Annotated in this window: 21 protein-coding genes and 2 pseudogenes; 15 read left to right on the plus strand and 8 right to left on the minus strand. The window is 60.9% G+C overall.

The window, feature by feature from the left end; translation table 11 throughout:
- The first annotated feature begins 123 nt into the window (after positions 1-123).
- Positions 124-941 (plus strand): IS5 family transposase gene (locus OKW45_RS11155; RefSeq protein ID WP_085952369.1). Its coding sequence is split into 2 segments (ribosomal slippage): positions 124-472 and positions 472-941, totalling 819 coding nucleotides; the frame shifts between segments, so codons are not numbered across the junction.
- A 928-nt stretch (positions 942-1,869) separates the two neighbouring features.
- Here the strand turns inward: OKW45_RS11155 and OKW45_RS11160 are convergent.
- The 4 genes from OKW45_RS11160 to OKW45_RS11175 all read right to left on the minus strand — a co-directional run bounded on the left by OKW45_RS11160 (position 1,870) and on the right by OKW45_RS11175 (position 4,371).
- Complete coding sequence (locus OKW45_RS11160) at positions 1,870-2,160, minus strand: hypothetical protein (RefSeq protein WP_018423619.1); 291 nt, start codon at positions 2,158-2,160, stop codon at positions 1,870-1,872.
- 491 nt (positions 2,161-2,651) lie between these two features.
- A complete protein-coding gene (locus OKW45_RS11165; RefSeq protein WP_018423620.1) occupies positions 2,652-3,179 on the minus strand; it encodes a DUF4142 domain-containing protein in 528 nt (175 codons plus the stop codon).
- Between the two features lie 265 nt (positions 3,180-3,444).
- Positions 3,445-3,759: a DUF3303 domain-containing protein gene (locus OKW45_RS11170; RefSeq protein ID WP_018423621.1), complete on the minus strand. Its 315-nt coding sequence runs from the start codon at positions 3,757-3,759 to the stop codon at positions 3,445-3,447.
- A gap of 402 nt (positions 3,760-4,161) precedes the next feature.
- A complete protein-coding gene (locus OKW45_RS11175) occupies positions 4,162-4,371 on the minus strand; it encodes a hypothetical protein (RefSeq protein ID WP_018423622.1) in 210 nt (69 codons plus the stop codon).
- Between the two features lie 638 nt (positions 4,372-5,009).
- Here OKW45_RS11175 and OKW45_RS11180 point away from each other — a divergent pair.
- The 3 genes and pseudogenes from OKW45_RS11180 to OKW45_RS11190 form a co-directional block, all read left to right on the plus strand.
- Positions 5,010-5,513: an enoyl-CoA hydratase-related protein gene (locus OKW45_RS11180; RefSeq protein WP_429468022.1), complete on the plus strand. Its 504-nt coding sequence runs from the start codon at positions 5,010-5,012 to the stop codon at positions 5,511-5,513.
- Positions 5,440-5,799 (plus strand): enoyl-CoA hydratase-related protein, encoded by a 360-nt coding sequence (locus tag OKW45_RS11185; RefSeq protein ID WP_429469344.1) that lies wholly within the window; start codon positions 5,440-5,442, stop codon positions 5,797-5,799. The genes OKW45_RS11180 and OKW45_RS11185 overlap by 74 nt, the downstream gene beginning before the upstream one ends.
- A gap of 142 nt (positions 5,800-5,941) precedes the next feature.
- Positions 5,942-6,790, plus strand: a pseudogene (locus OKW45_RS11190) (NAD(P)H-dependent flavin oxidoreductase); the annotation flags it as partial.
- Here OKW45_RS11190 and OKW45_RS11195 read toward each other — a convergent pair.
- Positions 6,789-6,980: pseudogene (locus OKW45_RS11195) on the minus strand (transposase); the annotation flags it as partial. The pseudogenes OKW45_RS11190 and OKW45_RS11195 overlap by 2 nt on opposite strands.
- On the opposite strand from OKW45_RS11195, the gene OKW45_RS11200 reads away from it, so the two are divergent.
- The 7 genes from OKW45_RS11200 to OKW45_RS11230 all read left to right on the plus strand — a co-directional run bounded on the left by OKW45_RS11200 (position 6,924) and on the right by OKW45_RS11230 (position 13,673).
- The gene (locus OKW45_RS11200) at positions 6,924-7,205 is read left to right on the plus strand and encodes a hypothetical protein (protein ID WP_429469416.1); all 282 of its coding nucleotides are present in this window, start codon (positions 6,924-6,926) and stop codon (positions 7,203-7,205) included. The pseudogene OKW45_RS11195 and the gene OKW45_RS11200 sit on opposite strands and share 57 nt — an antisense overlap.
- A 262-nt stretch (positions 7,206-7,467) precedes the next feature.
- The gene (locus tag OKW45_RS11205; RefSeq protein ID WP_429468024.1) at positions 7,468-8,331 is read left to right on the plus strand and encodes an ABC transporter ATP-binding protein; all 864 of its coding nucleotides are present in this window, start codon (positions 7,468-7,470) and stop codon (positions 8,329-8,331) included.
- On the plus strand, positions 8,324-9,136 hold the full coding sequence (locus OKW45_RS11210; protein ID WP_018423631.1) for an ABC transporter permease: 813 nt from the start codon (positions 8,324-8,326) through the stop codon (positions 9,134-9,136). The genes OKW45_RS11205 and OKW45_RS11210 overlap by 8 nt, the downstream gene beginning before the upstream one ends.
- Positions 9,133-10,110, plus strand: coding sequence for an ABC transporter substrate-binding protein (locus OKW45_RS11215; protein ID WP_429468026.1), 978 nt, complete (start codon positions 9,133-9,135; stop codon positions 10,108-10,110). Before OKW45_RS11210 ends, OKW45_RS11215 begins: the two co-directional genes overlap by 4 nt.
- 2 nt (positions 10,111-10,112) lie before the next feature.
- Positions 10,113-11,423 (plus strand): amidase, encoded by a 1,311-nt coding sequence (locus OKW45_RS11220; protein WP_429468029.1) that lies wholly within the window; start codon positions 10,113-10,115, stop codon positions 11,421-11,423.
- Between the two features lie 47 nt (positions 11,424-11,470).
- Entirely contained in the window at positions 11,471-12,136 is a 666-nt protein-coding gene (locus tag OKW45_RS11225) for a GntR family transcriptional regulator (protein ID WP_429468031.1), read from the plus strand.
- 28 nt (positions 12,137-12,164) lie between these two features.
- Positions 12,165-13,673, plus strand: coding sequence for an amidase (locus OKW45_RS11230; protein WP_429468033.1), 1,509 nt, complete (start codon positions 12,165-12,167; stop codon positions 13,671-13,673).
- Positions 13,674-13,788: 115 nt separating this feature from the next.
- Here the strand turns inward: OKW45_RS11230 and OKW45_RS11235 are convergent, their stop codons facing one another.
- From OKW45_RS11235 to OKW45_RS11245, 3 genes are all read right to left on the minus strand, one after another.
- Positions 13,789-15,090 (minus strand): MFS transporter, encoded by a 1,302-nt coding sequence (locus tag OKW45_RS11235; RefSeq protein ID WP_429468036.1) that lies wholly within the window; start codon positions 15,088-15,090, stop codon positions 13,789-13,791.
- Between the two features lie 83 nt (positions 15,091-15,173).
- Positions 15,174-16,358 carry a porin gene (locus OKW45_RS11240; protein ID WP_429468037.1) on the minus strand — a complete coding sequence of 395 codons (1,185 nt, stop codon included), beginning with the start codon at positions 16,356-16,358 and terminating at the stop codon, positions 15,174-15,176.
- A 36-nt stretch (positions 16,359-16,394) separates the two neighbouring features.
- The gene (locus OKW45_RS11245; RefSeq protein ID WP_026226380.1) at positions 16,395-17,576 is read right to left on the minus strand and encodes a M20 aminoacylase family protein; all 1,182 of its coding nucleotides are present in this window, start codon (positions 17,574-17,576) and stop codon (positions 16,395-16,397) included.
- A gap of 151 nt (positions 17,577-17,727) precedes the next feature.
- On the opposite strand from OKW45_RS11245, the gene OKW45_RS11250 reads away from it, so the two are divergent.
- From OKW45_RS11250 to OKW45_RS11265, 4 genes are all read left to right on the plus strand, one after another.
- A complete protein-coding gene (locus OKW45_RS11250) occupies positions 17,728-18,618 on the plus strand; it encodes a LysR substrate-binding domain-containing protein (protein ID WP_429468040.1) in 891 nt (296 codons plus the stop codon).
- Positions 18,619-18,872: 254 nt separating this feature from the next.
- A complete protein-coding gene (locus tag OKW45_RS11255) occupies positions 18,873-19,910 on the plus strand; it encodes an IclR family transcriptional regulator (RefSeq protein WP_429468043.1) in 1,038 nt (345 codons plus the stop codon).
- A complete protein-coding gene (locus OKW45_RS11260; RefSeq protein WP_429468046.1) occupies positions 19,907-21,295 on the plus strand; it encodes an MFS transporter in 1,389 nt (462 codons plus the stop codon). The genes OKW45_RS11255 and OKW45_RS11260 overlap by 4 nt, the downstream gene beginning before the upstream one ends.
- A gap of 41 nt (positions 21,296-21,336) precedes the next feature.
- Complete coding sequence (locus OKW45_RS11265) at positions 21,337-22,326, plus strand: substrate-binding domain-containing protein (RefSeq protein ID WP_429468049.1); 990 nt, start codon at positions 21,337-21,339, stop codon at positions 22,324-22,326.
- Positions 22,327-22,358: the final 32 nt, after the last annotated feature.

Here is a 22,358-nt window from a genome sequence, read left to right on the forward strand (position 1 = left end):
CGCCTAATTCGCTCTGTTTCCAGGATAGCTCAGCAGCAACGCAATGCCAGGACTTTTGCAGACCTTCCTTAACTCAAACGCAAAGCTGTTAACCTCGACCGTTGTGACGAGCGGAGCGAGGAGATGGCCAGGCAAATCATCGACGACGAATTGTGGGCATTGATCGAACCACTTCTACCGCCAGCAAGGCCGAGACGCTTCCGGTATCCAGGGCGCAAGCCCGTGGCCAATCGGGCCGCGCTGACCGGGATACTGTTCGTGCTCAAAAGCGGCATTCGCTGGAGCGATCTGCCCGCCGAAATGGGTTGCGGATCGGGTATCAGTTGCTGGCGGCGCTTGCGCGACTGGCAACAGGCCGGCGTCTGGGATCGGCTCCACGAGATCCTGCTCGCAAAGTTGCGTGCCGCCGACCAGATCGACTTTTCTCGCGTCGTCATCGATTCCACTTCTGTTCGAGCGGTTGGGGCGGGCGAAAAACTGGACCGAACCCCACCGATCGTGCGCGACCCGGTTCCAAACATCACGTCGCCACCGACGCCAACGGTACGCCGCTCGCGGTCATCCTGACTGGCGCGAACCGCAACGACATCACGCAACTGCTTCCACTGGTCGATGCGATCCCGCCGGTTCGTGGCTTGCGCGGTCGACCACTTCGCAAACCGGCCCGAATCTATGCGGATCGCGCTTACGACCACGACAAGTATCGCCGGCCCTTGCACGCTGTCGGCATCCCCACATCGATCGCCCGGCGTGGCGAACCCCATGGCAGCGGTCTGGGTAAGGTCCGTTGGGTCGTCGAGCGAACCAATGCGTGGCTGCATGGATTTCGCCGCCTTCGTACTCGATATGAGCGTCGTGCCGACATCCATGAAGGGCTCCTTAAACTCGCCTGTTGCCTGATCTGCTGGCGAACACTTCAGCGCTCGGACGACTCTTTTTGAAACATTCTCTAAGTGCAACCAGGAACCAACTATTGCTTTAACGGCTGGCGCGGCCACGATTTCTTAAACTCACTTTGGCACGAATCCGCTCGCCTCATGCTTGCCACCATATCGATAGACCGAAATATCTCTCAATACTGTCCTTGTTGAAAGTGAGCCCGATTTGTTCCAGATAATAAGCGGCCTCCCGCATGATGCGACCGGTTGCGAGTAGTCGACGCCAGCCATTTTTCCTCAAACGCTCCCTGTATGTCGCAGCCACCCCCGCACATTCACGAGGAAAATGTTCTCGTAACCATACATCGGAAGCACCGGTCCGTGCTGCCAGCTCCGTGATTGTCAACATAGGATCAGATGAGACTAGCTTCTCGATTTCGCCCTTCGAAACGCCTTTCGTATGCGGTTTAATCGACCACCGCTCCTGCACGACATATGCCCCTCTAACTGTCGAAGCAATGGTGTCCTCATCATGCAACACATCCAGTACATCTGCGCCCGCGGAACTGCAGACAGCAAGTAGATGCTGCAGTCCAAACCGCGCGTCGGGTCTAAGTTAGACCCGCTCCGGCTAGTCAATCCCCTTCGAAGCAGCCGTTCAACGTTTCACATGAGTCGCGTGCGCGGCTTGTCCGCGACTCGCCGCTCGATGAAGCGATGAAGAAGAAATCGGATTGCCGTACGTGGAACCGGCGAGCGGCGTGGTGCCGCCTGTTCCCGGAGAGCGTTGCCTAGTTCAAGACAAGCCCTCCGCAGCCCATTATGAGATCGCGGAATTCTCAATCCGCTCCGTGGGATCTTCCCGATCAACGTACAAAGGCCGGTCTGGACGAACTCGGTAAACAGTGTGCGTGAGGAGCAACCGGTGAAGCTCGTTACGTACCTGCCAATCCGGCCGCTGAACTCATACGGTGCCAGTCGCAAGGCGAAGTTACTTCAGGTGAATGAGGACTGATCCCTCCGATATTTCCGGCGCGGCCGCGCCCGTGTTTCCGGCGTTTTTCGCGATCCAGTCCTTCGCCTTTTGCACGCTTTCATCAATGCCTGCCTTGTCCTGGCAAACAGTTACCGAGAATCCGCCATCGCCGCTGCGTGCGAGGGTGTAGCCGACAAAGCCTTTGACCGAACGCAGCAGTTCTTCGACGTCAGTCGCTCGTTTCTCCAGCAGATCGAATAATTCCTTTGCACCCTTTCCGGAATATGTCCTTATAACAGTTTGCATGATTGGATCCTCCTGTTTGATGGACCAACGAGACGAGCACGCCGCACAAAATAATGTGGAGGCTCGATCTGCTCTTTCCGACAGCGTGGAGTGCGTGCAACTAATTGAGAAGGCCGCCCAACTGATATCCGCGACCCTTACCTATCAGTGTAGTAACTGTGCCGTCGTAGTAAACGTGGGAAGCGATGCAAAATCTTGGTGCCTTCAGCCGACGCCCGCAAACGGCCGTTTACTGCACTATGCGCGCGGCCACACCCCGAACCTCGCAGGGCAGCGGTCGGCAGCCCTCGACTTGCTCCGCAGTGAAATTCGTTGGTGTCGGTGGCGCAAAAGATGTGCCTACGGGCGCTACTTGATCGGCAGACGCCGCCTGAAATGTATCGGGACGTGCGCAGTATCGAGCGCGTCGCACATCAACTCGAAGTCGGCATTGTCGGCATCAACGAAGGTGCACCCGCAAGCGAGGCTCGCTCACCCGAATCCCTTGGGGATTACCAGACCCGTGCCGATTGCAGTCGAATCGCATAGTCGAGATGCAAGATGAAAATCACGCGCGCTCTGACGAGCAGCGCCTTCAGTTCCGCGTTCTTCGCGGCGGGAAGCAGCGTGTTGTCCACCGCATGAACCAATTGCTGGTGATATGCGATCTCTTGATAGAGGTAGTCTCCGTCGAACGCATACCCATCGGCCGCATTCAACCTGGCGAGGTTGTCATCCCCTTCGTTCCGAAACGCCTCGCTCATCCTACTATTTTCGGGGTAGAGCATCAGCCTCTGCGTCAATTCGACGGCTGACTGATTCAAGGCCCTGTGTTCTGCGATCATTTGTCCAGCGAAATTCTGGATGCTTCTTCTCTGGCTTCGGCTTAGCGCGAGGTTGCCCGCCTCGATTTCGGCTCGATTCGCGACCATGAGGATGGCGGCGATTTGCTGGTCAGTGTGTTGCGCGTGTACGTCATACATGCGCAGCGACAATGCAGCGAGTAACACCAGCGCGGCGGCTTTGCGGCTCGGGATCATCTTTCGCCTCCGGTTCGAACCATTGAACGGACACGTCTGCTGCGGTACTGCATTGACCGGTTGAATCCGCCACCCGCTCCAGCCGTTCATCTTTCCCTGAAGCGGACGCTAACGGTCAACGACGGCCAGCGGGTGCAGGCCGTTGGCCGTCCGACTGAGCGGGGGCAAGCCCGCGACTCGGCGGCAATGCCAGGACACTGACCACCTCAAAAGAGCACAGTGTCTCGGGTTCACTCGCCGTGAAAGCAACATAACCCTCCGGATGTCACTTACTTTTCAGTCCGTCTCGCCAGGCGATCGCTTCGAGTTCGACCCGGACTGCGTCCTCGACGGCAACTACGGGGTGCGCCCGAAATTCAAATGCCGGGAATGTCGAGCAAACTTTGTGAACCGCCAATGGATCGTCGCAGTCAACCAACATGTGCCCACCCCACTCTCCCACGCGCACCACGAAGAACTCGATCTTGAAGTTGTCTGGCGCCTTCCACTGACTAAATACATCAAGGATTCGCTTCTGGGCATTCTCGTACTCTACAGGCGAACCTTGCGTGCGTTCGAACCAGCTAATTACGTACTTCATTGCCATCCTCCTTTAGAACATTGATGTCGACAGAACGCTTGCCGTATGGACGGCCTAGCGAATCAGCAAGCGACAACTGGAGCAGCGGCGACGAATGCCCATTGCCTTTTGCCCTTCTTATGCACCGCTTGAAAGCGGCCAATGAGGGTCGTTTTACGTGTTCAGAACCGGACGCCAACGACGATGACTAGCGACGGCGGCCCCGAACCGTGACGGCGTTGGTGATCGCCATGATTCCAGCTTAGCTCATCGCCAAAGACATTCGATGGAAATGTAACTGCGAGCGGCAGTTAATGGCTGGAGTCGCCTCAGCCGGATCTTGAGGCGTGGGCCGCGCCTCACAGCGATCTAGCGCTTCTGTCTGAGCAAGTCAAATTGGCGCTGTTGTCTCAGCGAATTCAGTTAGCGCTGCTGCCTCAGCAAATCCATGTCGCGCTGTTGTTTCAGTAATTGGAGTTGTTCGTTCTGGAGTTCGATCTGTTGCTTCTGCGCTTCCAATTGTCCTCTATAGGCCACCATGCTTTGGTCAGCCAGCGCTTCCTGCGGGTAAGTCTGCGCGTAGGCGAGGGAACAGCCAGCCGCCAATGTCGCAGCAACGATAAGTGCTTTCATGATGCCCCTCGCACGGATGCTCCTTTGAAATATCTTAGGCCGGAAAGGCCGGGCATCGGCGGGACCGACGTGGCTATCGGCGTCGTGCCTGGATCGGTGATTGCGTATGTTGAGCGAGCGGCGTGCTTTTCGCAGTGGCAACGAGAGGCCGGGATCGGACCCGTACCAGCCGTTCGGATTGACGGGACGTCAACGGCTGCTTCCCGAGGTACTACAGTCATTCCTTTCCTGTGCTCATTGGTGGCGCGCAGGGTCTTCGCTGAGCAACTCGAACGGTCGCACGGGATTGTTCGCATGCGTCGCGGAACTAACACACTCCGCGGCCCGCATTGCGCCCGATCGAGGCAATGACTGATCACTGAACTGCGATCCAACCACTCGTGCCATAGCTGCAGAAGGATTCGCAGCTTCCGCCGTCGCACTCCCGCGGACCGGTGATCAATCGCGTTTCGATTCATGCAAGGCGCGGCACAACTCGCGCGTGCAACCACGAAAGCATGCGTGTGGTTGTCCGCGCGAATCGCGTTTAATGATCGACTGCCTGCACCGACAGGATGCCCGTCTGCCCATAAAACTCCTGCAGCACGAACGCTTCAATCCATCCGAAGTGCCAATCCACCTAAGCGAAGGAGACCATCATGAGCAATGCAGCAACGACGCTTGAAGTCCGCATGACGATCGAGGACCATATCGCGATCATCTCGGTCGACAATACGGCCAAGAAGAACGCCTTCACCCCGGAGATGATGCAGCAGCTCTCGCAGCGGCTGACCGAGTTCGACGACGACAACAACCTGTGGGTGGCAGTTCTCGACCCCGCCGGCGAACACACCACTGCCGGCCTCGACATGCCTAAGTTCTTCGGCCCGACCGCCACGGCAAAGCCGATCCCCGACGACCAGGTCGATCCCTTCGGTCTGGGCAAACGCTGCCGCAAGCCGGTGATCTCGGTGGTCCATGGTATTACCTATACGATCGGCCTCGAGCAGATGCTGGCCTCGGACATCGTGATTGCAGCCGACACCGCTCGCTTCTGCCAGATGGAATCGAAAACGCGGCATCGCACCGCTGGGTGGCGCGCACTACCGTTACCTCACCCGCACGGGCTGGGGCAATGCGATGTATCACCTGTTCCTGTGTGACGAATTCTCCGCCGCGGAGGCATACCGCTGCGGCTTCGTCCAGGAAGTGCATCCATACGGGCGGCACCGCGAGCGCGCGATGGAGATCGCCCGGGCGATCTGCAAGGTCGCGCCGATCGGCCTGCGTGCGACCAAGGCGGCGGCTCTGACCTATATCGAACACGGCGAGCAGGCAGCGATTGCCGTCATCCCGAAGATTCAAGAGGAGGTCTTCGCGTCGGAGGACTTCAGGGAAGGGATCCAGTCCTTTGTTGAGCGTCGCGAGGCCCGCTTCACGGGGCGTTGATCCTACCGGTTCAAACGTGAATTGCCACTGGATTCGGTCCTGCGGCATCACGTGGAAACTGGCGCGGCTCAATGGCATTGCCGGCCGAGTTCTGACGGGTATCCCTGGGTACCACTATCCATCCATTCAAAAGAGATTCGCAATGAAGACGCAGATCACGGAGTTGTTCGGCATCGAGCATCCCATCATCCAAGGCGGCATGCACTACGTGGGATTCGCGGAACTGGCTGCAGCGGTGTCCAATGCGGGCGGCCTGGGCATCATTACGGCGCTGACACAGCCCAGCCCGGAGGCGCTTGCGGGCGAGATCCGGCGCTGCCGGGACATGACCGACAAGCCGTTCGGCGTCAACCTGACTTTCCTTCCGGCACGCAATCCGCCGGATTACCCCGGCTACGTGCGCGCGATCATCGATGGCGGCATGAAAATCGTCGAGACCGCTGGGAACAATCCGCAGAAGTGGCTGCCCATGCTGCAGGAAGCCGGCATCAAGGTGATTCACAAATGCACATCGGTGCGGCATGCACTGAAGGCCGAGAGCATCGGCTGCGATGCGGTCAGCGTGGACGGCTTTGAATGCGGGGGCCATCCCGGCGAGGACGATGTCCCCAACTTCATCCTGCTGCCCCGTGCCGCGGACGAGCTCAGGGTCCCGTTCGTCGCCTCGGGCGGCATGGCTGATGGTCGCTCGCTTGTGGCGGCACTTGCCATGGGCGCGGGCGGTATCAACATGGGCACGCGCTTCGTGGCGACCCACGAAGCGCCGATCCACCAGAAGGTCAAGCAGGCCATCGTCGCGGCAACGGAACTGGATACGCGGCTCGTAATGCGCCTGCTGCGCAATACCGAACGCGTGCTGAACAACGCTGGGGTCGAGCGCCTGCTGGAAAAGGAAAGGCGACTCGGCGCCGACATCGCCTTCTCGGACATTGCGGACGAGGTAGGTGGCGTCTATCCGCGTGTCATGAGGGATGGCGACCTGGACGCCGGTCCACCGAATCACTCAGATCCAGTTTCCTGCGCTTTGCCGATCGCATCGCAACATGCCAACGAACCGCGTCAGCCTCACAACGCTTTTCGATACCCTGATATCCGGCGTCCGCGTACACATCCGTTTCTTTACCATGGAGCAACGCCAGGGCTACGTTGATGTCGTGAACATTGGCCGCCGTTCCAATGACGGGCGTTGCCGCAAGCGCTTCATCCAGCGCATCTCCAAACCGGATGTCTCCGGCGTCGCGCGATTCGCGGTAGCCGTGAGCAACGCGGGATCGACGAACGCACTCGAGCCCCCCGCGCCGGGCGCAAAACGACTGCCTTCCTCGTTCGCCCACGCGACGACCTCGACAGAACGCCACTTCCTGTCTTTGCAATCGTCTCTTGGAGTGGCTTTCCCAACGGAATGAACGTCGTTCAAGAGACTTGCACGAAGCGATTAATGTGCCATTGAATTCATGCCTCGCTCCGCACAGTTTCATCGCAACATGCACCGATTTCGCACGGCGACGTGCACTGCAGAGTCGCAGCAGCACCAAGGTTGCGCACCAACGCATCCCATGCGAGTCCACCGAGAAAAAACTTTTTTGACGAGGACAGCTTCCGATTTTTGATTGTGCATTATGCATTGCAGCAACTACTTCACCAGTACGAGACCTTGCGAGGAACGACATGAAGGGATCGAACGCAACGGCAGTCAACACGTTCGCGGAACCGCTGCGCGTGAGGCAGCTCACTCACGGGTTTCAATCGCCCGATCGCTCGACCGTGACCATCTTCGACCGGCTCGACTTCTCCGTGGGACATGGCGAGATCGTGTCCATCGTCGGACGAAGCGGCGCGGGCAAGAGCACCCTCTTCAATCTCATCTCAGGCCTGCTCACGCCGCAGTCAGGCGAGATATCGGTCGGCAGACGCGCAGATGGGGAAGCGGGCCGCATCGCTTATATGTTGCAGAAGGACCTGATGATGCCGTGGCGCACGGTGCTGCAAAATGCGCTGCTCGGCATTGAGTTGTATCGCAAGGTCCGGGCCGATGATGTCGCCCGTGCGCGGCAGATGCTCGCGCGCTACGGGCTCGGCGCGGTCGCCGATGCCTATCCGCATTCGCTCTCAGGCGGCATGAGACAGCGCGTTGCGCTCACGCGCACACTGCTCGTCGATCCGACGCTCGTGCTGCTCGACGAACCCTTCTCCGCGCTCGACTACGAAACGCGTCTCGCACTCGAGGACGACATCATCGCGCTGCGTGCGCAAAGCGGCACGAGTGTCGTGCTCGTCACGCACGACATCGAAGAAGCCATCGCGATGAGCGATCGGGTGATCCTGCTTGGCGGGCGTCCCGCACGCATCGAAGACCAGATCGACATCGAACTGACGACGCACGGACCGCGCAATGCCGTCTCCGCGCGCGAGGCGCCCGAGTTCCGCGGCTATCACGCGCGTGTCTGGAACGGTTTGCGCGGACACGTCATCTCGCGCGACGCAGATGAAGTCGCTCCGTCGAGCATCCTTGCAGGAGCCGTCCATGACTGAAGCCGTTCTGTCCACCAACGTCACGCAAAGGAAAGCCGTACGCCGTACGCGCCGCAAGCTCGGCACGACGGGCGCCGTCTTCGGTATCGTCGTTGCGCTGGTCGTTGCCTGGCAACTTGCCGTTAGCGCGGGCTGGATCAACGGCAAGCTGCTCGGCTCGCCGTCCGGCATCTATGAGGCCGCCGTCATCGGGCTGACGCAGGGCACGCTCGTGTCCGACACCTGGGTCACGCTCTATGAAACGCTGGCGGGTCTCGCCATCGGCAGCGGCCTCGGGATCGGTCTCGGCCTGCTGCTGTGGTTCCTGCCGACAGTCTCGGGTGTCGCCGAAGGATTGTCCGTCATCCTCAACAGTATTCCGAAGATTGCGCTCGGACCGCTCATCGTGATCTGGTTCGGTTCCGACGCCTCGTCAAAGATATGGCTCGCCGGCATCTCCACATTCGCCGTCGCGATGATCTCGTCCTGCGCCGCCGCGCGTGAAGTCGACAAGGACCTGCTCAATCTCTTCCATTCGTTCAAGGCGAAGCCGTCGATGATCTTCACCAAGCTCATCGTTCCGAGCGCGCTGCCGTGGATCTTCTCGACGCTGCGCGTGAACATCGGCTTCGCGTTGATCGGCGCGGTCGTCGGCGAATACATTGCATCGCAGTCGGGGCTCGGTCACGCGGTGTTCGTCGCGGGCTCGCTCTTCGATCTCAATACCGTCTGGCTCGGCATCATCGTGCTGACCTTGATGGCCTCGGTTCTCAGCTGGATCGTTCAACTCGCGGAAGCGAAGATCATTTCCTGGAAGAAAAAATGAAGAAGACACACGCTCTGCTCAATAGTATCGCGGCCGCATGTCTGGTCGCGTCTGGAATCGGCGCGACGAACGCTCAGGCCGCCGAGCCGGTGGTCATCTATCAGGCATTTCAGTCGATCCAGTACCTGCCGCTCTATGTGGCTATCGACAAAGGCATCTTCGAGAAGAACGGCCTTGCCGTGCAGAAGGTCACTGCGGGCAGCGGCGCGGCGGGCGTTGCAGCGGTGATCGGCGGTCATGCGGACTTCTCGCTGCAAGACCCGATGACCGCCATGCTCGCCAACCTCAAGGGCGCATCGCTCGTGAACGTGGCCAACGTGGTCGCCGGCGTGCCGGTGTGGGTGATCGCGCCGAAGGATTCGACGGTCAAGGGCGTCGGCGATCTCGCCGGCAAAAGCGTCTCGACCGCACTGCCGCCGTCGACGAGCACGTATCTGCTGCAACGGCTCATCAGCGAACAGAAGCTCGCGGACGTGAAGATGAACACCGTGCAGATCGGCACCGAACTCGCGCCGGTGATGGCAGGGCGCTCGGAAGCCGCCGCGCTCTATATGCCGCAAGCGGAAACGGGGCTCGCGCAGGGCTATCGCATCGTGTATGCGTTCCCGAAGGCGTATCCGGGCGGCTATGCGTTCTCGACCATCGACACGCTCTCTGTCACCGTCAAGAGCAAGCCTAAGATGGTAGCCGCGTTCGTCAAGTCGATCGGGGAAGCCGAGGCTCTGATTCAGCAATCGCACGACACGGCCAAGAGCGTCGCGCGCGCCGAATTCCCATCGCTCGATCCGAAGATCGTCGATTCGGCGGTGCAGCGTCTCATCGATCAGAAGATCTATGCGGCCACGCCCGATATTTCCGAGCAAGCCTTCCGCAATGCGCTCGATCTGCAGGAGTCGATCGGCAACATCAAACCCGGCGCAATCACTTATGCCAATGGCGTCGACAACACGTTCGCCGCAGCCGCGAGCAAGTAACGATGAATCGATCAGATCAATCATTGCTCACGACACTGCTCGCTAATCGTCACGACGAAGCCGCCGCGCGCGCGACGCTGCTGGACGCGCAGGCCCGCGCCGATGCGCTGGAGCCGTGGCTTCGGGCCTTCGTGCATCGGCCGGATACGTACGCCGTGCGCGGCGCCGTGGCGCGTGCGCTCGTGGGCGTGCCCATCGGAGTCAAGGATCTCGCCGATACCGCCGACATGCCCACGGGCTACGGCTCGCCGGCTTACGACGGGCATCGGCCCGGGCGCGACGCGCGCATCGTGTCGATGATCCGCGCGCTCGGCGGGACGGTCTTCGGCAAGACCGCGACGACCGAATTCGCCTGGCGCGGACCGGCTGCGACCGTCAACCCGTGGAACCGTGCGCACACGCCGGGCGGCTCGTCGAGCGGATCGGCGGCGGCCGTCGCAGCGGGCATCGTGCCGCTCGCCATCGGCACGCAGACGGTCGGATCGATCATTCGCCCGGCCGCGTATTGCGGCATCGTCGGCTACAAGCCGTCGTATCGCGCGGTGCCGAGCGAAGGCGTGCATCCGCTGGCTGCGTCGCTCGATCACGTCGGATTCTTCGGGCGATCCGTCGAAGATGTCGCCGTCGCGCATGCGTTGTTCGTCGAAGGCGCTCCTCAGGCGGTCGAAAGCGAAGCGGCGTGGCGCGATCACTTTCCGCGCGACACTTCCGCGCTCACGCTCGGCGTCGTTCGCACGCCGTTCTGGGACGAACTCATCGCGCCGCATCAACACGCCAACTTCGATGCGTCGCTGCGGACGCTGAGCCAAGGCGGCGCGCGCATCGTCGAGTTGGACTACGGCGCGGACCTGCCGCAAATGCGCGAAGCGACACTGACGATTCTCGCGGTCGAGGCGTATCGCGCCGTCGGCGATGTAGCCGCACGCGCGCCCGCGCTGATGAGCGAACACATGCGCGAACTGTTGTCCGAAGGCCAGGCGATGCCGCTCGAGCGCTATCAGCAAGCCTTGCTGTTGCAGGCGCACGTGCGCTCGCAGTCTGCCGCGCTGCTGCAAGGCTGTGACGCGCTCGTGACCTTGCCCGCCAGCGGTGAAGCGCCCCACGGACACGCCGATACGGGCGACGCCCGTTTCTGCGCACCCTGGAGCCTGATGGGGGCGCCCGCCGTCAATGTGCCTTCCGGCTGGAGCGATGCAAATCTGCCGCTCGGCTTCCAGATCGTCGGCGCTTTCGGCGATGATGCGAAGCTGCTGCGGGTTGCCGCACGCATCGAAAGCATGCTGAAGTTCGAAAGACGCGCCGTCACCATTTGATCGACGAAATGCGCAACATACGATAACGACCGCTCACGGAGACGAACATGAGCCAGCCCTTTCGTACGATTCAGCAATACGTGCTCGGCACGTTGCGCGCCGAGATTCTCAACGGCGTGTATCCACCGAACACGCGGCTGCGGCAGGAAGAGATCGCCAAACGCCTCAGCGTCAGTACGACGCCGGTGCGCGAAGCGTTCCGCGACCTGCGCGCGGAAGGGCTGGTCTCGATCGATCCCAACAAGGGTGTCGTCACGCGCGCGCTCACGGCTGCGGACGTCATCGAAATCTACGAACTGCGCATGGTGCTCGAGCCGATGCTGTCCCAACGCGCCTGCATGCATGCCACCGATGGCGACCTCGCCTCCGCCGAAAAGGTGCATGATGAAATGTGCGCGACATTGTCGTCCGAGAGGTGGGCCATCCTCAATGAGGAGTTCCACAAACATCTGATGGCGAGCGCCGCCGGCACGCGTCTCTCTGAACTCGTCGAAGGGCTGTCGCTGGTCGCGCGGCCTTACGTGTCCCTCTCGATGCACGTCAAAAGCGATATCCTCGACAGCAACAACCGCGAGCATGCCGATCTCCTCGACGCCTACCGCGCCCGCGATATGCGCGCCGTGCATGAGCAGACGTACGCGCATCTCGAGAACACGCGCGATGCGATCATCGCCTGTGTCGAACAGGCCTTGCCTTCGCCAGCGGCGGCTTGAGCTCTTATCCGATTCCTCCTTGATGCCCATGACGCACGACTCTCTCGTCTCTCTCTCCGCCGTCGATGCGCGCCGACTGATCGGCGATCGCAGTGTCTCGCCAGTCGAACTGCTTGACGCGTGCATCGCGCGCATCGAAGCGATTAACCCTGCCGTCAACGCGATGGCGGCGACGTGTTTCGAACGTGCGCGCGACGAAGCGCGTCGCGCGGAAGCGGCGGTGATGCGTGGCGAGCCGCTCGGCTTGCTGCATGGCGTGCCCATCGGCGTGAAAGATCTCGAAGAGACCGCCGGCGTACTCACGACGTATGGCTCGAAGCTCTTCCGCGCAAACGTTCCGGACGAGGACAACGGGATGGTCGCACGCATTCGGGCGGCGGGCGCCATCGTGACAACCAAGACCAACACGCCCGAAATGGGCGCAGGTGCGAACACCCGCAACGACGTCTGGGGCGCGACGGGCAACCCCTTTGCGCCGCTGCTGAACGCGGGGGGGTCGTCGGGCGGATCGGCCGCAGCGCTCGCAACCGGCATGCTCCCGCTCTGCACCGGCTCGGACACGGGCGGATCGCTGCGCATTCCAGCCGCGGTCTGCGGGATTGTGGGAATGCGCCCATCGCCGGGACTCGTGCCGGGCGACCGGCGCGAACTCGGGTGGGCACCGATTACCGTGAGCGGCCCGATGGCACGTACCGTCGCCGATGTGCGGTTGCTGCTTGCCGCGCAGGCTGGCTTCGACGCGCGCGATCCGCTAGCTTACGACGTCGATTCGGCCGCGCTTGCACAGCGCCGTCCGATCGATGCGTCGGGGCTGCGCATCGGCTTTACCGATGACTTCGGGGTATGCGCGCTCGACGACGCATCCCGCGCGACGTTCCGCGCGAAGGTCGACAAGATCGCACGGCTCGTGGCGGTGTGCGAACCGGTATGCATCGACATGAGCGGCATCGACCGATGCTTCGACGTAGTGCGCGCGCAGAACTTCGTTGCGCAGTTCGCGGAAATCTATGAGCGCGATCCGTCGCAGCTTGGACCCAATACGCGCGCGAACTTCGAGCTGGGCGCATCGATGACGCTCGGCGACGCCGTTTGGGCGCACAAGATGCAAACGACGCTGTATCGACGCTTCCAGTCGCTCGTGCAGCACTATGACGTGATCGTTTCGCCGACGGTGTCCGTCACGCCATTTCCGTGGTCCCAATGGCATCTCGAAGCGATCAATGGCAAGCCGCTCGATTCGTACTATCGCTGGCTGGGACTGACTTACCTCGTTTCGCTGATGACCAATCCGGCGTTGTCGCTGCCGTGCGGGGTCGATCATGCCGGCATGCCGTTTGGTGTGCAGTTGGTCGGCCCAGCGCGTGGAGATGGGCGGTTGCTGGACATTTCGGAGGCGCTCGAAGCGGCATTTGCTACGGACGACGCGCTGCGGCGACCTGCGCCGGATCTTAAAGCACTGTCCGAGCCGGTCCCTGAGCTGCGGTCTATCGTGTCGTCCCCGCCGATCTTATCGAATCGTTCGAGGATGGCCTGGTAAGGTGCAAGGTGCCCGCTCCGGGAAGACACACGCCGTGCCATTCATCTTCCGCGGGCTACCGCGCGCCGTATCGCTGATCTCCTTCCGGTTCACTACCCAAGCCGTGACACAGCGCTCAATCGGTGGCTCTTTCTTCGAACATCGGCAGAGCGATCAGGCTGATTAGCCCACACACGCCCATATACCAGACTGGGGCATAGGCATTTTTTGTCACGCTGATAAGCCATGTCACAACGAAGGGGGCAAAGCCGCCGAAAAGGGTGACTCCAAGGCTGTAGATGATGCCCAATGACCGCCCACGGATTTCTCGTGGAAACCTCTCGAGCAGGAGCAGAAACCCGCCGGGACTGGCCAGTACTTTGAGGGCCATGATGAGCGCCACGCCCGGAAGGATCGTAACCATGGCTGGTACCCGAAGTATTATCGCAAACACCGGGTAAAGCACCAGAACGCTAGCCACGCCGGTGATATAAAGCATCGGCTTGCGTCGTTTCAGTCTATCCGTAAGCCTGCCGCATATTGGTGACGCCACCATCAGCATCAGACCGGCGACCCCGCTCGGCAGGAATGCTGTCGCCGCTGACAGATGAACGACGTTTGTCAGATACGATGGCAAATAGAAAACAATGATATACATCGACGACGTACCGCCAAGCATCAGCAACGTGCCAAGGACGATATGGCGCACATCGTATTGCGGTTCCATGCAAGCGCGACTACCCATGGGCGGCGTTGCGTGGTGCGTTTCGTTCAGGTTCTGACGGATATATAGGCCAATCGGACCGATCAGCAGGCCCAACAGGAATGGCACGCGCCAACCCCAGCTTTCGAGGGCGGCTGACGACAACGTATGCGTCAATAGCAGTGCGCAAAATGCACCCGCAAGCGCGGAGGCGCCCTGACTCGCCATCTGCCAACTGACCAGATAGCCGCGCGTGCCCGGCGCGGCCGATTCCATCAGGAATGTCGTTGAAGCCCCGACCTCGCCACCCGCCGAAAAACCCTGAATGAGCCGACCGGCCAGAATCAGAAGCGGCGCAGCGAGACCGATCTGCGCATAGGTCGGCGTCACGCCGATGATTGCAGTGCCTAGCGCCATCAACAGGATCGTCAGGGTCATCGCGGCTTTGCGGCCCCGGCGATCCGCGTAGGCACCGATCACGATGCCGCCGATTGGACGGATCACGAAACCGACACCGAAGGTCGCGAACGACAGCAAAAGCGGACCGTGCACCCCTTCGACCGGGAAAAAGAGCTTGCCGATAAGCGCAGCAAAAAAGCTGTAGACCGTGAAGTCGAAAAATTCGAGGGCATTGCCGAGCGCCGTCGCGAGAATGATCCTTCGTGAAGACTGATCGACGCGAACAGCGGATGACGGGTCGCGCAATTGCGCGCCGGGAGTACTGATTGTCTTCATGGGTCCCTTCAGACGCTGTGGGGCAGAGTGCACAGCGCCGGCATCTGGTCGCACTGACCTGTGCCGGCTTGCTGTGCTCAGGCTCAGAACTTGTGATACATACCGAGGGACGCGGTCATCGGCGTGGTGCCTTGCTCAGGCGATGCCGAGTTCGGTTGTGTCGGCAATGACGTACCGTTTAGCAACACGGACGACATGCCGTAGTTCCGGATAAAGCCGGCTCGGGCATAGAGGCCAGTACGCTTCGACAGCGTGTAGTCATAGCCGAGCATTGCACCTAGCGCCGAATCTTGAGCCAGTCGCCCTGCGCTGTCCCGAACACCCGACGTATCGCGATAGACGACCGACGCGCGCAGCACATTGCGTCCGTACGGCAGCGTCGCGCCCAACATGTACGAGCGCGCGATGCCATTGCCCGCGAGTCGAGGCGCCACCTGGGCAAATCCAGCCGAAAGAACATAACTGCCCACGTCGTAGATTGCTGCGACGCCATAAGCATCGTTGCGCACGGTCTGCGTTCCTGAGGACGTGGCAACCGGCGAGCTCCAGACCTGGTTATAGTCAGCCGCTACGTACAGCGAACCGTTCGTCCACGAGGCAACGACCCCCTGATTAGACGCATACGGCGAAACACCCTGGGTACCGTTGAACGCATAGAGGAACGTCGCACCCAGCCCCCCAACGCGTGGCGTGGTCCAGGTCACCGCGTTGCTGACCCGAACCAGCACCTGGCTCGACCCTGGACCGAGGTCGGCATTGTAGCCGACACCCTTACTGGTCTGCACGACGCCACCGGCCAGCCACGTGACAACCGAGTTGGTGACGACCTCTCCGAACGGATCGGCCACATCGGGAAGAGACGCGGTGGTCTGGCGGCCCAACCGCACCACGCCCCAGGTCTTTGAATTCAGGCCGACCCATGCCTCGCGATCGAACAGGGTCTGGCTCGTCTGCAGGCTGCCGTTGTTGGCCTCGAATCCGTTCTCCAGGTTGAATTCGGCCTTCAGTCCGCCTCCCAGATCCTCCCGCCCAAACAGGCCGAATTGTGACGTATGTGTGCCGCCGCTTTGCATTTGCCAGAGCTTTTTTGCGCCGACGCTCTGGTAATTGATGCTCATGTCGACCACGCCATATAGCGCGATCCCGTTGCTGGAGAGTTGGCTGTTGTATTGCGGCAAGGTGAACTGAGACTGAATGAACGAGTCCGGATACGCAGCGTGAGAGAACAAGGCTATCCCCGCAACGAAGACACTCTTCTTATTTTTCATCGAGATCGCGAAATGATTAGTAGATAGGTGCTGTTGTCACGCAGCCAGATACTGCTCGACTAAGCGGGCCCAATAGCTGGCGCCGATCGGCAGGGCTTCGTCGTTGAAGTCATAGCCCGGGTTGTGAAGCATGCAACTGCCGTGGCCTTGCGCGCCGTTGCCCAGCGCGACGTAGCAGCCGGGCACTCTCTCGAGCATCCAGGAGAAGTCCTCCCCGCCCATCCTCCCAGGCGGCGCCGGGAAAATATTCTCAGCACCGACCACCGCGATAGCCGCTTCACGCGCCAATGCCGTCTCTTGCGGCGTATTCACAAGTACGCGAGAAATTGGTTTGTAGTCGATCTCCGCGGTGACGCCCAGGCTGCGAGCCTGGAATTCGACGATCTCGCGCAGACGGGATTCAATCAGCGCCTGCACCTCCTTGTTGCGCGCGCGCACGGTTACAAGGATTCTGGCCGTCGACGGCACGACGTTATGAGCCGTACCGGCCAAAATCGCGCCTACGGTTACGACCGCCGCGTCCGCCGTCGAAATGTTGCGTGAAACGATGGTCTGAAGCGCCATCACGATGCTGGCGGCTGCAACCACAGGATCCCGTCCGAAGTGGGGCATGGCCCCGTGGCAGCCCTTGCCCGTCAGCACGATCGTCACCGTGTCGGAGGAGGCAGCCACCGCGCCGCTTTGCACGACAAACTGCCCGACCGGCAGTCCCGGCGCGTTGTGGAGAGCAAATATCGCGTCGCACGGGAACCGTTCGAAGAGGCCGTCCTCGAGCATGCGCACCGCCCCACCCAGACCTTCTTCAGCGGGCTGAAAAATCAGGTTCAAGGTGCCGTTGAAGCGCCGGGTTCGTGCCAGATAGTGAGCGGCGGCGAGCAGGATTGCGGTGTGACCGTCGTGACCACATGCATGCATCTTCCCGTGCGTCTTGCTCGCATAAGGCAGGCCGGTGTCCTCAAGGATGGGCAGCGCGTCCATGTCGGCGCGGATGCCAATCTTGCGCGAGCCATCGCCGACCTTCAGGCGTCCGACCAGGCCCGTGCCGCCCACGCCTTCGGTCACCTCGTAACCCCACGCTTGCAGTTTCTGCGCAACCAGCCGGCTTGTCTCGAGTTCTTCGAAACCCACTTCTGGATGGGAATGAATGCGCCGACGCAACTCGACAAATTCCGCCGCATGTTCGCGAATCTCGGGATAAATATCTACAGTCTGGGACAACGCTACCTCCTCAAATAGGGTCGAATAACCGTCCGGCAACAATTGCACCGCGATCGAAGGGCAGTCTATGGCGGCAGGGGTAAACAAAAAACTGATAAACTTTCATGTCTATAACCATTGGTTATGGCTTTCCGCCTGGAAATAGAGATCGATGAAACTCCATCAACTTCGTGCGTTAGTCGCGGTCGCGGATCAGGGCAGCATCGCCGGCGCAGCCCGTTCGCTATTCGTCAGCCAGCCGGCAGTCACCAAGGCAATCCGCGAACTCGAGTCGGATATCGGGATCACCTTGCTTGGCCGCAGCGTTACCGGTGTGACGTTGACCTCCACCGGTGAATCGCTAGTGCGACGCGCGCGGCTAATCGTCGGCGAGCTGGAGCGCGCCGAGGAGCAGATGGCGATCGAAAAGGGCGCGCTGGAAGGGAAAATCACGGTCGGGGTGACGCCCATCACTGCGCTCACCCTGCTGCCGGGCGCCTATGAGCGGTTTCGAAGGGATATGCCTCAGATCAGAGTCACATTCCTGGAGCAGACGACCACGAGGTTGCTCGACAACCTGCGCCAAGGGACGCTCGATTTTGCGTTGGGCACGTCAGCTGAGGTCCTCTCTGATTCCGCTATGCAGGTTACTGACCTCGCGGTGTATCCCCTGGCGTTTGCGGTAAGGCAAAATGGTCTGCTGGCTCAAGCAACCTCGCTGGCAGATCTTTGTGACGCCGAGTGGCTGCACTCCGATACCACCGGCGCGTACCCAATTTACGTTGCCGAGTTGTTTCGCCGGCACGGCTTGCCGCCGCCGCAACGAATGACACTCTGCACGTCGCAGGCGCTTCTTTATAGTCTCGCGATAACGTTCGACGCAGTCATCGCGTGGTCATTGCACGCGATCGGCGCTGTCAACGTGCGAGGCCAGTTCCGCAGGCTCGACTTCGTTGAAACGACACGCGTTCTGAAGCTGCAGTTGATGCAGCGCGCTGGTGCGATCCAGACGCGACCCTCCGAATATTTCATGCGCTGCATCGTGGATGCGGCAGCAGTGTGATCCTCTGACTCGACACGCGCGAAGCTACCGACTCTTGAGGTTTGTTCGACGCCTGCCCCTGTCCGCAGGCTCGCACGCGCCTGACGGCGCATGCGGGCAGGCGTTGGACAAACCTCAAGAAAACTCGTCAGCGATTTCCCGTGGCCAGAGATCACTTTGTTCTGAGACGCCACGCATAGGGTCAGGTTTCGCGACCGGGTTCGATCAGGCCTACAGCCGTACCCCACCACGATTGGTCCACGTCAGCCTTCGAATTGCTACGTCTCGTCGACGCCGCTCGATGTGACACTGCCCCGCTGCCCAACGATATCCACTCAGTACGGAAGCGGCTTATCGCGCGTCATCACCCAGGCATTCCCCCGATTAACATTATTTTCATAATGCAGGAATATTGCCTAATTCCTAAATATATGAAATTTCGCATGGTGAACCAGCGCCCCCGGATCCTGCCCGAAACCGAACCAGTCGACGACGCCCAAGGGAAGAACTCGAGCTTGGAACGCATGCTGTCGCTACTGGATCAGTTCGTCGAGAGTAGCCCTGTCTGGTCCGCGGACGAGCTAGCTGACGCGCTCGGGTTCACGCGATCAGCCGTCTATCGGTACATCCGGGAACTCTCAGCCTCGGGCCTGCTGGCACCGGTCGCGACCGGCCGTTACAGCCTCGGGCCGCGCATCATTCAACTCAATCGACAGTTGCAGGAATCGGACCCCATGCTGGTCGCGATGCAAACCCTCGAAGCTGATCTGCCGCGCTTCGCCGCCGCGCAGAAGTGGCATCTGTGCCGGCTTTTCCGCGACCGTGTCGTCGCGATCGGCGAATACGGTCATCTCGACAAGGACTTGAGCTATCGACGCGGATGCCCAATGCCGCTTCTGCGTGGCGCGACGTCGACCGCCGTGCTCGCGTGGCTGCCCGATCGACAATTGATGCGCCTGTACCTGGAGAACCAGGACGAGGCGCGAACCCCCACGCTCGGCGCCAGCTGGCCGGAATATCGAAAGGCGCTCGCCGGCATTCGCAAACAGGGCTATGCACTCGCGCTTGCCGAGGTGGACGAGGGGGTGTTCGCGCTCGCAGCGCCGGTCTTCGCAGCGGATGGCAAGGTGACCGGAAGCATCAGCGTGGTTCGCTCGCTCGACGATTACAGCGCAAAGCGCGTGCAGCAGGAAGGCACGTTGCTCGCCGATATCGGACGCCGCATTTCGGAGACCATCCGTCAAATGGCTGTCGCGCAACACAAGACTGCAACAACTAAAACGAGCCGCAAACGGCAAAAGGAGACACGATGAATACGGAACGCTACGGGGGCAATACCGGCACGCTGGTCTTACAGGATCTGATCAACGAACGGCGGTTATCGCGGTTTCAGGTGGTCACGTTCCTGCTTTGCTTTTCAATTCTGGTACTCGATGGCTACGACACGGTGGTTGTCGGTTACATCGCGCCCGCGTTGAAGGCTCACTTTGGCGCGGCTCCCGCACAGCTCGCGCCGATGTTCGGCGCAGGTCTCTTCGGCCTCACGCTCGGTTCTTTCATCTTCGGTCCGGTCGCGGATCGATTCGGACGCAAGCCGACGCTCATCGCATCCATCGCGGTGTTTGCGCTATTCAGCCTGCTGTCCGCGCGGGCCGACTCGATCGGCATGCTGATCGCGCTGCGCTTCCTGACTGGCCTCGGGCTTGGCGGAGCGATGCCGAATTCGTACACGCTCGCAGCCGAATATTGCCCCGACCGTCTGCGCTCGACGCTGGTTGCGCCGATCGGATGCGGTATCGCGGTGGGAGGCGCACTGGGCGGCCTGTTCGCGTCGCGCATGATCGGCGCGTTTGGGTGGGGGTCGATGCTCGTGCTCGGCGGCGTGCTTCCGCTCCTGCTTGTCGTGGTGCTCGCCCGCTGGTTGCCCGAATCCGTGCGCTATCTGGTCGCGCGCGGCGGCAAGCAGGCGCAGGCCCGCGCGATTCTGAAAAGGATCGCGCCCGACGCGGATCTCGAGAACGTCACGATCACGCTTGAAGAGCGACGCGTGCAAGGCTTGCCGCTCAAGCAGTTGCTGGGCCCCGGTATCGGCGGCGGCACGCTGCTGCTCTGGACGACAGCGTTCATGGCGCTGCTCGTCATCTATTTTCTCGGCAACTGGCTGCCGATCCTGATCCAGCAAAGCGGCATGTCATTCCATAACGCTTCGTTGATGACGGCGCTCTATCTCACCGGCAACAGCCTTGGCGCGGTTCTGCTCGGCGTACTGATGGATCGGATGAACCCGCAATATGTGCTGTGCGGCGCGTTCGTCTGTGCGTCGATCAGCCTCGCATCGTTCGGTCATCTCTCGGGCGTGCCCGGCCTGGCTTTGCTGGCGCTCTTCGTTACCGGTGTCGGCACCGGCGGCACCATGACCGGCACCAACATTCTGTCGGCAAGCTATTACGCGACCGCGAGCCGCGCGACGGGGGTGGCATGGACGTTGGGCATGGGACGCGTCGGCTCGATCGTCGGCTCGATGATCGGTGGTGCGATGCTGGCCGCGCACTGGGAAGCGAAGATGATTTTCGGCGCGGTGGCCGCGCCGCTGGTTATCGCGGCGATCAGCATTTATGCGCTGGCCATCTACCGCTCGCGTCATCCCGCGACGGCCACCGAGGCTGCTCGCGCGCAGATCGGATCGGCCGCTCATTGAGCCGGCCGGTGTATAGAACATTCAACTATCAAAGGAACACAATGAAGCTGCCTCTCACCATTGCGTGCTGGGATTACGACCGCACGCGCGCACTCTTCGATGGCCGCATCGAGATCGAGGGTTGCGACCCGAACTATCTGTCCCTTCCGGTCGAAGAGACCTTCTTTCGGGCACTACGGTCGTCCGAATTCGATGTCGCGGAGCTATCGCTGAGCAGCTACACGATGTTGCGCTCGCGCGGGAAGTCGCCTTATACGGCGATCCCGGTGTTCCTTTCGCGGATGTTCCGTCACTCCGCGATTTACGTGCGACGCGATCGCGGCATCACGGCGCCACGCGACCTCATCGGCAAAACCCTGGGCGTGCCCGAGTTCCAGCTGACAGCGCCGGTTTGGGTCCGCGGCATTCTCGAGGACGAATACGGCGTGCGATCGTCCGATATTCATTGGCGAACGGGCGGTGTCGAAGAGCCGGGCCGCCACGAAAAAGTGGCGATGCAAAACAACGCGGGGATCGACATCCAGCCGATTCCGTCGGATGCGACGCTCAACCAGTGGCTCGTCGAAGGACGGATCGACGGCATCGTGGCGCCGCGTGCCCCGAGCGCGTTCACCGACGGCCATCCCGACATCGTGCGTCTCTTTCCCGACTTCCGCGCAACCGAGAAGTCGTACTATGCAAAAACCGGCATCTTTCCGATCATGCACGTCGTGGGCATTCGCAATGAGCTCGTCGAGCGTCACCCCTGGTTGGCTGCGAGCGTGTTCAAAGCATTTACTCTTGCGAAGAACCACGCACAGCGCGAGCTGAGCGAACTCGCCGCATTGAAGACGACGTTGCCCTGGCTTGCAAGTGAATACGAAGAGACCGTCGCCGTGCTTGGCAAAGACTTTTGGCGCTACGGTGTGCCCGGCAACGAAGCGGTGCTCAACGCGTTCTTGCGCTACCACCATACGCAGGGGCTTTCCGAACGGCTAATGACTATCGACGAACTGTTCGCGCCTTCCACCACGGCGCAGTTCGTTATCTGACGCCATTCGCGGGGGCGGCGAAAATCTCTTCT

The sequence above is a fragment of the Paraburkholderia lebeckiae genome (genome assembly GCF_050436225.1).
In the GTDB taxonomy this organism is placed as follows: Bacteria; Pseudomonadota; Gammaproteobacteria; order Burkholderiales; family Burkholderiaceae; genus Paraburkholderia; species Paraburkholderia tuberum.